Annotated in this window: 11 protein-coding genes and 1 riboswitch; of the genes, 5 read left to right on the forward strand and 6 right to left on the reverse strand. The window is 60.8% G+C overall.

What is annotated here, in order from left to right:
* Positions 1-14 precede the first annotated feature (14 nt).
* The 3 genes from Ga0074115_RS11415 to Ga0074115_RS11425 are packed head-to-tail and all read left to right on the forward strand — an operon-like array spanning position 15 to position 3,349.
* Positions 15-1,259, forward strand: a complete 1,245-nt coding sequence (locus tag Ga0074115_RS11415) for an ABC transporter permease (RefSeq protein ID WP_060528535.1) — start codon at positions 15-17, stop codon at positions 1,257-1,259.
* Complete coding sequence (locus Ga0074115_RS11420) at positions 1,252-2,502, forward strand: ABC transporter permease (RefSeq protein ID WP_057956156.1); 1,251 nt, start codon at positions 1,252-1,254, stop codon at positions 2,500-2,502. The genes Ga0074115_RS11415 and Ga0074115_RS11420 overlap by 8 nt, the downstream gene beginning before the upstream one ends.
* A 4-nt stretch (positions 2,503-2,506) precedes the next feature.
* Positions 2,507-3,349, forward strand: a complete 843-nt coding sequence (locus Ga0074115_RS11425) for an ABC transporter ATP-binding protein (protein ID WP_006475785.1) — start codon at positions 2,507-2,509, stop codon at positions 3,347-3,349.
* 213 nt (positions 3,350-3,562) lie between these two features.
* Here Ga0074115_RS11425 and Ga0074115_RS11430 read toward each other — a convergent pair whose 3' ends face one another.
* Both Ga0074115_RS11430 and thiC read right to left on the reverse strand, forming a co-directional pair.
* The gene (locus Ga0074115_RS11430) at positions 3,563-4,339 is read right to left on the reverse strand and encodes a Crp/Fnr family transcriptional regulator (protein WP_057956158.1); all 777 of its coding nucleotides are present in this window, start codon (positions 4,337-4,339) and stop codon (positions 3,563-3,565) included.
* Between the two features lie 138 nt (positions 4,340-4,477).
* A complete protein-coding gene (gene thiC / locus Ga0074115_RS11435; RefSeq protein WP_060528536.1) occupies positions 4,478-6,367 on the reverse strand; it encodes a phosphomethylpyrimidine synthase ThiC in 1,890 nt (629 codons plus the stop codon).
* Positions 6,368-6,403: 36 nt separating this feature from the next.
* Positions 6,404-6,497, reverse strand: a riboswitch (TPP riboswitch).
* A gap of 337 nt (positions 6,498-6,834) precedes the next feature.
* Here thiC and Ga0074115_RS11440 point away from each other — a divergent pair.
* Together Ga0074115_RS11440 and Ga0074115_RS11445 are read left to right on the forward strand one after the other, a co-directional pair.
* Positions 6,835-7,503 carry a protein-L-isoaspartate O-methyltransferase family protein gene (locus Ga0074115_RS11440; RefSeq protein ID WP_057956160.1) on the forward strand — a complete coding sequence of 223 codons (669 nt, stop codon included), beginning with the start codon at positions 6,835-6,837 and terminating at the stop codon, positions 7,501-7,503.
* 66 nt (positions 7,504-7,569) lie between these two features.
* On the forward strand, positions 7,570-8,148 hold the full coding sequence (locus tag Ga0074115_RS11445) for an isochorismatase family protein (RefSeq protein ID WP_060528537.1): 579 nt from the start codon (positions 7,570-7,572) through the stop codon (positions 8,146-8,148).
* On the opposite strand, the gene waaA is transcribed toward Ga0074115_RS11445, so the two are convergent.
* From waaA to hldE, 4 genes are all read right to left on the reverse strand, one after another.
* Complete coding sequence (gene waaA, locus Ga0074115_RS11450) at positions 8,145-9,419, reverse strand: lipid IV(A) 3-deoxy-D-manno-octulosonic acid transferase (protein WP_057956162.1); 1,275 nt, start codon at positions 9,417-9,419, stop codon at positions 8,145-8,147. The genes Ga0074115_RS11445 and waaA overlap by 4 nt on opposite strands.
* The gene (locus Ga0074115_RS11455) at positions 9,419-10,201 is read right to left on the reverse strand and encodes an aldo/keto reductase (RefSeq protein ID WP_057956163.1); all 783 of its coding nucleotides are present in this window, start codon (positions 10,199-10,201) and stop codon (positions 9,419-9,421) included. Before Ga0074115_RS11455 ends, waaA begins: the two co-directional genes overlap by 1 nt.
* Positions 10,192-11,370 carry an FAD-dependent oxidoreductase gene (locus Ga0074115_RS11460; RefSeq protein WP_060528538.1) on the reverse strand — a complete coding sequence of 393 codons (1,179 nt, stop codon included), beginning with the start codon at positions 11,368-11,370 and terminating at the stop codon, positions 10,192-10,194. Before Ga0074115_RS11460 ends, Ga0074115_RS11455 begins: the two co-directional genes overlap by 10 nt.
* Positions 11,371-11,555: 185 nt before the next feature.
* A complete protein-coding gene (hldE, locus tag Ga0074115_RS11465; protein WP_198295072.1) occupies positions 11,556-12,980 on the reverse strand; it encodes a bifunctional D-glycero-beta-D-manno-heptose-7-phosphate kinase/D-glycero-beta-D-manno-heptose 1-phosphate adenylyltransferase HldE in 1,425 nt (474 codons plus the stop codon).
* Between the last annotated feature and the right edge of the window lie 17 nt (positions 12,981-12,997).

The following is a 12,997-nucleotide window of genomic DNA, read 5'->3' on the forward strand; positions in this document are numbered from 1 at the left end:
CGATACTCCTGCTCATGGGGAACACTGCAAGCTCGGCCAACCGACTGATTCTTGCTGTCGCACTGCGCAGCCTGAGCGACAATCTGCGCCGCACCCTGCTCACGGTGGGAGCGATCGCAACCGGCCTCGCCTCGTTGATCTTCCTCTGGGGCTTTAACGATGGCCTGCACCACAACATGCTGCAGAACTTTCAGGAGTCGATCATCGGCAGCCTGCAAATCCACCGCCAAGGATTCTTTGAAAACCCCAAGCTATCACTCCATCTGCGCCATCCCGATCAGGTCACTCAAACCCTCAACCGACTCGGTGCGAACACATGGAGCCCACGTCTGGAGAGCTTCGCCCTAGCCGCCTCTGACACCACCACCGAAGGGGTGATGCTGATCGGCATGGACCCAGTGCACGAACCCCGTGTCACCAAGCTGAAAGAACGTATCGGCGAGGGGCGTTTCCTACAGCCTGGCGATGCGTTTGTCTGCATCCTCGGCGCCACCACCGCGCGCAATCTCAAGATCGGGCTGGGCGACTCCCTGGTACTACTCGGCTACGACCGCTTTGGTGCGCTGGTGGCGGAGGAGTTCCGTCTGATTGGCATCATCACCAGCGGTGAGATGGGGCTCGACCGTGGCATGGCGCTCACCAGCCTAAGCGCACTGCAGGAGATGCTCGACTTCCCCGGTGGTGTTACAGACCTGGTGGTCAGGGTTCCGGAAGAGCGCCTCGATTCGTTGAAGGCGGATCTTCTGCTGACACTAGCCGATCAGGACCTGGAGGTGATGGCCTGGAGCGACATGTTTCCGGTGATGCAGGAGTGGATCACCCTGCACAACGGCTTCCTCTACCTGTTCCTCGGCGTTGTGTTGTTCATTGTGCTGGCCGGTGAACTCAATACCCTGTTGCTGTCGATGCTTGAACGCACCCGCGAATTTGGCATCTTCATGGCGATCGGCACCCAGCCCCGTCAGCTCACCCTGATGATCCTCAGCGAGGCGCTGGCGATCGGCCTGCTTGGCATCTTCTGCGGCATTCTGCTCGGTATTGCGATTGTGCTGCTCACCCAACACACCGGCATCGATCTGTCGCTGCTGCTGGGCTCCACCACCCGCTTCTATGTCGACCCGTTGATCTACCCGAATCTCAACCTGCAACATCTCGGCATCACCACCCTGGCGATCCTGCTCACCTCCCTGCTGGCGGGCATCTACCCCGCGCGGCGAGTCAGCCGACTGCAACCCGCCGAGGCGCTGCGCCATGTCTGACGCAACCAGGCTCCCCGCCCGCCTCTATCTGCAGCTGAGTCTGCGCAATCTCTGGCGCAATCCGCGGCGCACCCTCATCACCCTCTCCGTGATGATCTTCGGCATCGCCACCCTGACCCTGCTCGGCGCGCTCAACGATGGCTGGCTCGAGCAGATGCGTACCAACTTCATCCTTAGTTTCACCGGCCATGTGCAAGTGCATGCACAGGGTTTCGAGGCATCGCAGAACCTGGCTGATCACATCGAGCTGCCTGAGGAGGTGACTAGCCTGATGTCGAGCATCATCGAGGTCCAGGGCTGGACCCAGCGCATCCGCAGCTCCGGGCTGATCTCACGCGGCGGCAACAGTGCCGGCGTGCAGATCATGGCCATCGACCCCGAACAGGAGACCTGGGTCACCCACATGCACGAGTCTGTAGTGCAGGGGCGCTGGCTCAATCCAGGTATGGCCCACGATCTACTGCTTGGCGCAACCGTGGCACAGAATATCGGCGCAAAACTGGGCGACCGGGTGGTGCTGATGTCACAGACTGCCAGCGGCAAGATGGTCTCAGAGATCTTCTTCCTGCGTGGCGTCATCGAGTCGGGCGCACCGCAGATCGACCGCACCCTGGCACTGATCCCGCTCGATTCGACGCAACTCTGGCTCGGCATGCCGGGAGTGGTCACCGACATCGTTATCCGCGCCCAGCAACACCAGGATACCGACCGCATCCGGCGCATCCTACGCCAGCTTCTCTCGGAGCAGGACTACGAAATCCTCACCTGGAAGGCTCTCGATCCAATGGTCCGCCAGTGGCTCGACTTTAGTGATGCCTACGGGCTGGTGATCATCCTGGTCGTGGCACTGCTGGTGCTGGTGGAGATCCTCAACACCATGCTGATCGCCCTGCATGAACGACAGAAGGAGCTGGCGATCATGCTCGCAGTGGGCACCCGTCGCCGGCAGATCTTTGCCATGCTGCTGTTGGAGGCGGTAATGCTGATCCTGTTCGGTAGCCTGCTCGGTTATCTGGTCGGTGGCGCGGTGGTGTTTGCACTGGCCGATCAGGGGGTCGACCTCTCCGCCTATGCCAATGCCTTCCAGTTTTTCTATATGGACCCGGTCATCGTGCCGAACCTGAGCGCCGAGAGCACCCGGCGTATCCTCGGCACCACCCTGATTGCTTCACTGGTGGCCGGCATCTATCCCGCCTGGCAGGCCACTCGCATCCAGCTCAGCCAATCTCTAAGAATCCAGTAAGCCCATGCAAGAAAACAAAAGCAACAACATCATCGAGGCCAAAGATATCTACAAGTGCTACTGGGTCGGCACCATGCCCTATCCTGCCCTCAACGGTATCAACCTACACATCAAGCCCGGCGAGTTTACGGTACTGGCGGGACGCTCCGGTTCGGGCAAGAGCACCCTGCTCAACCTGATCGGCGCACTGGAGTCTGCAGACCGGGGGCAGATTCTCATCGACGGAAAGAACATCCTTGCCCAACCCGAACAGCAGCGCAGCCAGTTCCGGCTGCGAAACATCGGCTTTGTGTTCCAGTCTTACAATCTGGTGCGGGTGCTCAGCGCACGGGAGAATGTCGCCTATGTCTGTCAGCTGCAGGGCAAGAGCCGCAAGCAGAGCGAGGCGATCGCCAACCACTGGCTAAACGAGGTCGGTATAGAGCATCTTGGCTATCGTCGCCCAGACCAGCTCTCCGGCGGCCAACAACAGCGGGTTGCAGTTGCCCGGGCGCTGGCCAGCGAACCTCGCATCGTACTGGCGGATGAACCCACCGCGAATCTCGACTCCAGCACCGGGCGGGATCTGATCCAGTTAATGCAGGGGCTAAATCAGAAGTTGGGTACGACCTTCCTGATCTCCTCCCACGATCCGGACGTGATACAGGCCGCCGGACGCCTGATTAAGCTGGCCGACGGGCGGGTGGTGAATGCCGACCAACCACAGTCGAGCCAGCCTGTCAGCATCACCAGCGCCTGCCCGATGCAAAACTTGCCGCTGCGGGAGCGCCTGCGCGGCTTCTTCCGCAAAAAGAACAACCGGGCAACAAAAAAACGGCAACGCCCAATTGGACGCCGCCGCTCCTGATAGCCTCACCATCAAATCCACTGGCGGCGCGACCGCTACGCTCGGAGGCGCTGCTCGGCGAAGGCGATCCGCTTTGACTCCTTCAGGTGTTTGGGAAGAAAATTGAGCTTCTTCTTGGGATATTGGGGGGCAATGTAAAAACTCATAGTGGGATGATCTGATTTTTACTCTGACTCCAAATTTGTAAATTTTAGACGGGACAACTTCTCCGTGTTACCTGCACACTTGCTGCAGGATTGCCTTGATATCTAGAAACTCTATCTTCTTTGTATGGTTTCGAATAATGCCGTCACTCTGGAGCTTGGTCAGCACCCGGCTGAGGGATTCAGGCCGCAAACCCAGATAACTGGCGATATCTCCTTTTGACATGGGCAGATCCACGCTGCCTGTATTGTCGTTTTTCTTAATGATCTTCTTTTCGCAAAGCATCTGCAGAAAAAATAGCAGACGCTTTTCACCACTCACATAGCGCCCATGCACGATGGTCTCGTTCGTGTAGCGAATCTTCTGCCCCAGAATGATCAATAGCTTCCGTTGTAGCCTCGGCACGAACGAACAAAGCGACTCAAGCTGATTAAAAGGGAGTTCACAAACCAAAGTCCGCTCCAATGCGATGGCATCGTGGCCATATTGCTGGGCACCGATCGACTCCAGGCCCACCAGGTCGTCCCGAAAAAAGAAACCATCCACCAATTTCGCACCCTCGAAAGAGGCGGTTTCGATCTTGGCAGCACCCGACTGAATGACAAACAAGGACTTGAATTTGCCCTCTACCCTGAAGATGGCCTCTCCGGGCTGGAAAGGACCCAGGGTGCGAGTAATCTTACGTAGCCCCAGCAGCTGCTCTTCACTGAGTCCCTCCCCCAGGCAGCGATGCCTCGCTTCACACTTAGAACAATCCAATTCAGATTGATGCTTAGCGGCTTGTCCTTGCGGCGATGCTGCCTGACCATCCCCGCCTCCTTCACTGGTCGTTATGTTTTTTTCCATTTTTTCTGAGGATGCAATTTAAAATAAAAGGGGTCGGAGTCAAACCGGATAACACGCGCCACCTAGCCGTAACGCAGTAGTACGGTTTGACTCCGACCCCTTGGTGTCGTCCTTGGTGCCTTGGTGAGGAGGCGTGGGTCAGATCTCTTTATATATCTCGCTGCCCTGCTGCTTAAACTCCACCGACTTCTCATTCATACCCTGCTTCAACGCGTCGATCTCTGAAATCCCCTGTTTGGCGGCAAATTCGCGCACCTCCTGGGTGATCTTCATGGAGCAGAAATGGGGGCCGCACATGGAGCAGAAATGCGCCACCTTGTGGGAGTCGTGGGGCATGGTCTCGTCATGGAAGTCGCGAGCCTTTTCCGGATCGAGGCCGAGGGCGAACTGATCCTCCCAGCGGAACTCGAAGCGCGCCTTGGACATAGCGTTGTCCTGTAGCTGGACGCCGGGAAACCCCTTGGCCAGGTCGGCGGCGTGGGCCGCCACCTTGTAGGTAATGATGCCTTCCCGCACGTCTTCTTTATTCGGCAGGCCCAGATGCTCTTTGGGCGTAACGTAGCAGAGCATAGCGGTGCCATACCAACCGATCTGTGCCGCACCGATGCCTGAGCTGAAGTGATCGTAGCCGGGGGAGATATCGGTGACCAGCGGGCCGAGGGTATAAAACGGCGCCTCGAAACAGTCGGCCAACTCCTTGTCCATGTTCTTTTTGATCATCTGCATCGGCACATGGCCAGGGCCTTCGATCATCACCTGCACGTCATGTTTCCAGGCGATCTTTGTGAGCTCCCCCAGGGCCTCCAGCTCACCGAACTGGGCGGCGTCGTTAGCATCAGCCAGGCAGCCGGGGCGCAGGCCGTCACCCAGAGAGAAGGCGACGTCGTAGGCCTTCATGATCTCGCAGATATCTTCGAAGTGGGTGTAGAGAAAATTCTCCTCATGATGGGCCAGACACCACTTGGCGAGGATCGAGCCGCCACGGGAGACGATACCGGTGACGCGATCAGCCGTCAGCGGCACGTGACGCAACAGCACGCCAGCATGAATGGTGAAGTAGTCGACGCCCTGCTCCGCCTGCTCGATCAGGGTATCGCGCATGATCTCCCAGGTGAGATCCTCGGACTTGCCGTTAACCTTCTCCAGCGCCTGATAGATGGGCACGGTGCCGATCGGCATGGGGCTATTGCGCAGGATCCACTCACGGGTCTCGTGGATGTTTTTGCCGGTGGAGAGGTCCATCAGGGTATCGCCGCCCCAACGGGCGGACCAGGCCATCTTCTCCACCTCCTCGTCGATGGACGAGCTGACGGCGCTGTTACCGATGTTGGTATTGATCTTCACCCGGAAGTTGCGACCAATGATCATCGGCTCCATCTCCGGGTGGTTGATGTTGGCGGGAATGATGGCACGCCCGGCGGCGATCTCGGAGCGCACAAACTCCGGGGTAATCTCATCAGGGATCTGCGCGCCCATCGGCTCACCGGCGTGCTGGCGTAGCAGTTTGGCGTAGCGTGGATCGGCCTTCATCTCCTGCAGACGGCAGTTCTCGCGGATCGCCACGAACTCCATCTCCGGAGTGATGATGCCCTGGCGAGCGTAGTGCATCTGGGTGACGTTCTGGCCCGGCTTGGCACGACGCGGGGCGCGGATGTGCTCGAAGCGCAGACCGGCCAATTCCGGATCGCCCTGGCGGGCGCGACCGTATTCAGAGCTGGGGCCCTCCAGCTGTTCGGTGTCATTCCGCTCATCGATCCAGCCAGAGCGCAGGTCGGGCATGCCCTTCATCAGGTCGATCTTCTGCTCCGGGTCAGTAAAAGGACCAGAGGTGTCGTAGACGGTAATCGGCGGGTTCTCTTCCGCACCGAAACTGGCGGCGGTGGGATCCTGCTCGATCTCGCGCATCGGCACGCGGATATCGGGGCGCGAACCCTCGACATAGATCTTCTTCGACTTGAGGAAGGGACGGGTCACCTCTTCGGAGAGGTTGGCGGTCTTTTTGATAAAATCTTCTGGGATGGCGCTCATGGTGGCTGCTCTCAAGATACAGAGGGAAGCGAGCGCTGTCGGTGCGTTCAGCTTCCCTACGCCGGCATTAACCGGATCAGGTGGTAAGGGTCTCTCTCAGCCTGAAAATCAGGCGCCCCTAGCTGGTTGTCTCACTGTGTGGGGGGTTGTTTACTGCGCCGACCATGGCGCCACGTTGATTGGGGCTTATCACCCCTCCGCTGCAATCCCGGAACAGTATATAGATGGCGCCATGCAATGCAATTCCGTCCCAACTTAAAGCCAATAAACATCACGGGGTTATCAACCGCCACGATCATCATGCAGGGAAACCGTCCACCAGTTATTCAGATCCACAGCCCCCTGCTCCACCACCTCGGAGTCTAGCCTCCTCTCCACCGCCGTACCCCTCCGCCTTGCCTGAAACAGGCAAAATCCGTAGGCTTGTTTAGCACAGTCAATTCAATATTAGGCACAAGGTTTTACCAATGATCGAGAGCAGTATCGAACGGGCCCGCTTCAATATGATCGAGCAGCAGATCCGGCCCTGGGAGGTTCTCTCCCCGGCGGCACTGGAGACCCTGCAGACGCTACCCCGCGAGGCTTTCGCGCCGGCGGCCTACCGCGGCCTGGCATTTGCCGATTGCGAGATCCCGCTCGGCCACGGCGAGGCGATGCTCTTCCCGCGTATCGAAGGCAAGGCGCTGCAGTCGCTCGACATCCAGCCCTCTGATCTGGTCTATGAGGTCGGCACCGGCAGCGGTTTTCTCACCGCCTGTCTGGCGAAGCTCGCGCGGCAAGTGGTCAGCATCGACATCCATGCCGACTTCACCGAGCAGGCAGCCGCCCGCCTCGACGAGATGGGCATCCACAACGTCTCGCTGAGCACCGGCAATGCGCTGCAGACCCCGTCGATCAAAGGTCCGTTTGACGCCATCCTGGTCTCCGGCTCGGTCCCCACCAGTGAGCAGGCAGAGATCTTCCGCTCCCAGCTGAAGCCCGGCGGACGTTTGTTTATTGCGGTCGGTGAGGCACCGGTGATGGAGCTGCTGCTAATTACCCGAGAATCGGAGCGCGCGTTCCGTGAAGAGGCTATCCTCGAGACTGAACTGAAGGCGTTGCAGGGAGCCGCGCCAGCGAAGTCATTTGAGTTCTGAATCCAAGCGCCGGGAGCCGATTCTCTGCGCATTGCGCCTGACCATTTCGACAAAACGAGATGCGCGATGAATCTGCACAAAGTAAGACTACCGCTTGCCCATGCAAAAAGCTCCCAGCTGCTGATCATCAATGTGCAAGAGAAGCTGGCGAAGGCGATGTACACGCCGCATCGCGAGCAGATGCTAATCAACATCAACCGCCTGAGCCAGGCGGCCCAGATACTGGAGATCCCAGTGGTGCTCTCGGAGCACTACGCCAAGGGCCTTGGACGCACCCTGCCTGAGATCACCCAGCACCTTGCCCCCGAGGTGGATGCCAAAGACAAGCTCGCCTTCTCCTGCTGCACCGCCCCCGGCTTCGAGGAAGAGCTTGAGCGCGCCGAAGAGCGCAAGCAGATCATCATCGTTGGCCTGGAATCCCACATCTGTGTACTGCAGACGGCATCCGGCCTGCAGCAGTGGGGGTATCAGGTGTTTGTGGTGGAAGACGCTATCGCCTCCCGCTCATCCAATAACCGCCGCAACGCCATCGAACGCTTGCGTGGTGGCGAGGTCATCATCAGCAATGCGGAATCGGTCGCCTATGAGTGGCTGAGTGACGCCGGCCACGCCCACTTCAAAGCGGTCACACAACTTTTTCGTTAGCGCCACCCGCCGGCCAACAGCTGATCGACCTGCTGCAGCAGCCGCTGCAGCGCACCACGATTGGCCTCCACCAGCTCCCGGCCCCGCTCACCCACCACGCTGCGCTGACTGGCATCTCCCAGCCAGCTCAGCAACAGGGCGACCAGCCCGGCGACATCCTGCACTTGGCGGGCCGCACCCTGGGCCAGAAACAGCTCACTGATCTCGGCAAAGTTGAACACATGCGGGCCAAACACCACCGGCACCCCCTGGGCCGCCGCCTCGAGGATGTTATGCCCACCCACCGGCACCAAACTGCCCCCTATGAAGGCCAGATCAGCAGCACCGAGAAACAACGGCAGTTCCCCCATGCTGTCGCCGAGAAACACCGCCGTGCTCCCGCTGCAGGGACGCTGCTGCGAACGGCGCACCATCGCCATCCGACTGACGCTCACCAGTTCGGCGACCCGCTCGAAACGTTCCGGATGACGCGGCACCAGCACCAGCAGCGCATTCGGCAGACGCTCACGAATCTGCGCGTGGGCCTCAAGGATCGGTCCCTCCTCACCCTCGTGGGTGCTGGCAGCGATCCACACCGGTCGCTCCTGCCCCCACTCGCGGCGCAGCACATCGACCTGCTCACGCAGGCTCGCCGGCAGACGCAGATCAAACTTGACACTGCCGCTCACTAGCAACCGCTCGGAGACAGCACCCAGGCCGATGAAGCGTTCTGCGTCCCGCTCACCCTGGGCGGCGATCAGATCGATCCGCTGCAGGGTCTGCCGAGTCAGACCAGACAGTCGCTGATAGCGGCGCGCCGAACGAGCCGAGAGACGCGCATTCGCCAGCAGTGAAGGCACTCCCCGCCGCTGACATTCATGCAGCAGATTGGGCCAGATCTCGGTCTCCATCAGGATCAGGATACGCGGTCGCAGGGCGCGAAAAAAACGCCGCACCACCAGCGGCACATCCAGTGGGGCATAGATGTGGTGCACCTCACCGCCAAACAGCTCATCAACCCGCCTGGCACCGGTGGGGGTGGTGGTAGTGACCACCAGCGGCATCTGCGGATAGCGCAGCAGCAGCTCACGGATCAGCGGCTGGGCGGCCTGCACCTCGCCCACCGAGACCGCGTGCAGCCAGATCGAATCCTGCTGCAGGGTCAGCGGCAGTGAACCAAACCGCTCCAGCCAGCGCTGCCGGTAGGCCGGCGCGCGCAGGCTGCGCCAGAAGAGCCGCAGCACCACCAGCGGCAGCAGCAGATAGACCAGCAAAGTGTAGAGGCCGCGCATCAGCGACCAGCCAGGACGGCCTCAATCGCCGTCACGTTTGAACGCAGATGTGCCGGATTGATGGTGCCGATGATCATGCTGCTGACGCCGGGCTGGTCGAAGATGAACGCCATCGAGCGAAGAACTCCCTCAGCTCCCTGCAGGTGGCCACTCATCAGCCCCTTTTTCACCAGCACCCCCTTGCCCGCATCAGCCGCCGCCTGCAGCACCGGCAGCTCTTCGTTGTAATCGAGATTACAGGTCGCCATCACCAGATCGCACTTCTGCACCACTTGCAGCCCGCCCTCAATGGTCTTGCTCGACATACCGATGGCGCGCAGCTTGCCCTCCTGTTTGAGTTGGCGCAGGGTATCCAACACTGGCTCCTGTTCAAGGATTCGCAGATCCTCACCCTGGGAGTGGATCAGCACCAGATCCAGATAGTCGGTTCTCAAGCGCCGCAGACTGCGCTCCACGCTGGCGCGGGTATGCTCGGCGGAAAAATCGAAGCGCGACTCGCCCGCCTCGAAGATCTCCCCCACCTTGGTGGCAATCACCCAGTCGTGACGGCTGCCAGGCAGCAGCTCGCCGAGGCGCTGCTCGCTATTGCCGTAGGCCGGGGCGGTATCGATCAGGTTGATGCCCAGATCGCGGCTCAGCGCCAGCAGCTCCCGCACCGCCCGGTCATCCGGGATCTCGAACCGACTCGGGTACTTCACCTGTTGGTTGCGGCCAAACTTCACCGTGCCCAGCCCCAGCGGGCTGACCTGGATGCCGGTCGTGCCAAGCGGTCTCAGCTCCATTGTGCGTGTTCCCAGGGCAGTGCCGCCCGTTGTGGGGCGGGCCAGTCGGGCACCACCTCTGGTAGATTTGGTTCGATGCCGGCGCTGCGCAACTGCGCCTCCACCCGACGCGCCAGCAGCGGCGCAAAGGCCAGCTTGGTGGGCCAGCCGACCAGCACACCATCCCGTTCCTCCAGATAAGGATTATCGGGGCGCTTGCCGTCAGGCTGGCGGGGTTCGGCGCGATCCACGTTCAGCGTCGCCCACTGCACGCCTCTCAGATCGACCCAAGGGAGCAGCTCCTGCAGCTCCTGTTGCGCCGCGGCTATCTGCGCATCGGCATCGCGGCCAACGCCATTTTCGGCGATATCGCCTCCCAGGTACCAGATCCGCACGCCATCCGCCACTGGGTAGCTGGTGATCGTCAGGCGCGGATTGGCGCTGGCGCCGAGACAGTGGGCATAGAGCTGCGGCAGTGCACCACGCAGCATCACCATCTGCAGCGGGCGACGCTGCATCGCCGGGGTGTCGCGGCCGAGCCGGCGCAGCAGTGTCTGGTTACCGGCACCGGCACTGAGCAGGATGCGCCGGGAGCGGATCTCCAGCTGACGGCCATCCTCGCCCTGCAGCCTTAAATGGTTTTCAGAACAGAACTCGACCACTTCTGGCCCCGCCAGCTGCAGACAACAGTCGCCGTGTTGACGTTGCAGCTCCATAATCAAGGAAGCGATGTCGAGCACCGGCTCATCGAGCTGGTAGACGCTGCCGTGGAACGCTGGGTCACGAAACAGTGCGGGACGATCTTCCCCCTGCACCTCGCTGATCCGGCTCTGCATCACCTTGCCGGCGAAGAAACCCGCCATCCGCGAGAGCATGCCATTCGACCAGAGGTGCTGATGCGAGGCGAGTAGCCGTACCCGGCTCAGATCGATCTCGCCACGGCCAGCTAGGCAGTCACGCCAGATCTGTGGCATCTCGCGAATCGCCTGGGAGGAGCCAGTCAGCTTGCCGGCCAGTGCGTACTTTGTGCCACCATGGATGATCCCCTGGGAGGCCATCGTCTGCACCCCGCCGAGGTACCCCGACTCCAGCAACAGACAGGCGTAGCCGGCCTGGCGCAGGCGGCTCAGGGTCCAGAGACCGGCGATGCCGCCGCCGAAGATGACGATGTCGGTTTCGACTGTTTTCACTTTGATTTTCACCGCGTCGCAACAACTGGCTTGCAGTCGCAGAGCGCTAGTGTCCGTCCGGAAACGCGCATGTTAAACGCAAAGGTCGCAAAGAATTAATTACCTATTAATTCAATCGATTAGGTTATCTGCGACCTCTGTCCTTCCGGGTGCTCTGCGTCTATTCCCGAGCTTCTAAATGCAGACTAGCTCTCCCGGATCGACTCCACTATCCGTGTCGTCGAGACACCTTCCACATAGCTCAGCACCCGCACCTCGCCCCCCGCCTCGCGGGTGCAGGCTGCGCCGGGGATCTTGTCCGGATCATTGTCGCCGCCTTTTACCAAAAAATCAGGCTTGAGGCGGCAGATCAACCGCTCTGGGGTCTCTTCACTGAACGGCACCACCCAATCGACACAGGCCAGCGCTGCCAGCACATGCATGCGGTGCTCGAGGCCGTTCACCGGCCGATTCTCGCCCTTCAGCTGGCGCACCGTTTCGTCCACGTTGACCGCCACCACCAGTCGGTCGCCGAGGCGGCTTGCCTCCTCCAGATAGGTGACATGACCGGGGTGGAGGATGTCGAAACAGCCGTTCGTGACAACGATGCTCTCGCCCTGGATGCGGGCGAGGCCGATCAGCCGCAGCAACCCATCCTCATTGACCACGCCGCGATGAGTCGCCTGATGCTCGAGCATCGCCGCCTTGAGTTCGTCCACCGTCACCGAGGCGGTGCCGAGTTTCCCGACCACCACCCCGGCGGCCACGTTGGAGATGTGGGTCGCCAACTCCAGGCTGAGCCCGGCCCCCAAGCCCGCCGCCAACACTGAGATCACGGTGTCGCCGGCACCGGTAACATCGAACACCTCGCGAGCATGGGTCGGCATGTGTCGGGGTTCCAGGTCGCGCTGCAGCAGGCTCATCCCCTGCTCACCACGGGTGATCAGTAGCGCCTGCAGATCATGCTGTCGGATCAGCGCCTGGCCCTTGCTGACGATCTCCTCCTGATCCCGGCAGGGGCCGACCACCGACTCGAACTCGGCCAGGTTGGGGGTCAGCAGGGTAGCGCCACGGTAGAGTGAAAAATCCTGCTGTTTTGGGTCCACCAGCACCGGCTTGCCGTGCTGCCTGGCCAGCTCGATCAGCCCCTGGATATCCTGCAGGGTGCCCTTGGCGTAGTCAGAGAGCAGCAGTAGATCGACCTCTTCGATCACTGCGCGGCAGGCCTCCAGCAGCAGCTCGCTGCCGGCGGCCGGGAAGTCATCCTCAAAGTCTAGGCGAATCAACTGCTGGTGACGGCTGACCACCCGCAGCTTGGTGATGGTGGGAAGGCCATCCAGATATTCGAAACGGCAGTCGACCCCGGCGGCATCAAGGATATCCCCCAGCATCCGACCCGGCTCGTCATCACCGATGATGCCTGCCAGCATGGCGTTGCTTCCCAATGCGGCGACATTCAGCGCCACATTGCCGGCGCCACCGGGGCGCTGTTCCTCTTCGCCCACCCGCACCACCGGCACCGGCGCCTCCGGCGAAATGCGCACCGCCTCGCCGTGCCAGTAGCGGTCGAGCATCACATCCCCCACCACCAGGATGCGGGCCTGCTCAAAGCTGGGAATTTCGATCGACATCGCTCTCGTCCGGGTCA

The organism is endosymbiont of Ridgeia piscesae, assembly GCF_001443665.1.
GTDB lineage: Bacteria > Pseudomonadota > Gammaproteobacteria > Chromatiales > Chromatiaceae > Endoriftia > Endoriftia persephonae.

What these genes read in the sequence shown, in the direction of transcription:
- Ga0074115_RS11430 (WP_057956158.1), bottom strand. Translation starts at nt 4,339, where the DNA reads ATGGAAAAAAACATAACGACCAGTGAAGGAGGCGGGGATGGTCAGGCA.
- thiC (WP_060528536.1), bottom strand. Translation starts at nt 6,367, where the DNA reads ATGAGCGCCATCCCAGAAGATTTTATCAAAAAGACCGCCAACCTCTCC.
- hldE (WP_198295072.1), bottom strand. Translation starts at nt 12,980, where the DNA reads ATGTCGATCGAAATTCCCAGCTTTGAGCAGGCCCGCATCCTGGTGGTG.
- waaA (WP_057956162.1), bottom strand. Translation starts at nt 9,419, where the DNA reads ATGCGCGGCCTCTACACTTTGCTGGTCTATCTGCTGCTGCCGCTGGTG.
- Ga0074115_RS11415 (WP_060528535.1), top strand. Translation starts at nt 15, where the DNA reads ATGGGGAACACTGCAAGCTCGGCCAACCGACTGATTCTTGCTGTCGCA.
- Ga0074115_RS11425 (WP_006475785.1), top strand. Translation starts at nt 2,507, where the DNA reads ATGCAAGAAAACAAAAGCAACAACATCATCGAGGCCAAAGATATCTAC.
- Ga0074115_RS11455 (WP_057956163.1), bottom strand. Translation starts at nt 10,201, where the DNA reads ATGGAGCTGAGACCGCTTGGCACGACCGGCATCCAGGTCAGCCCGCTG.
- Ga0074115_RS11440 (WP_057956160.1), top strand. Translation starts at nt 6,835, where the DNA reads ATGATCGAGAGCAGTATCGAACGGGCCCGCTTCAATATGATCGAGCAG.
- Ga0074115_RS11420 (WP_057956156.1), top strand. Translation starts at nt 1,252, where the DNA reads ATGTCTGACGCAACCAGGCTCCCCGCCCGCCTCTATCTGCAGCTGAGT.
- Ga0074115_RS11445 (WP_060528537.1), top strand. Translation starts at nt 7,570, where the DNA reads ATGAATCTGCACAAAGTAAGACTACCGCTTGCCCATGCAAAAAGCTCC.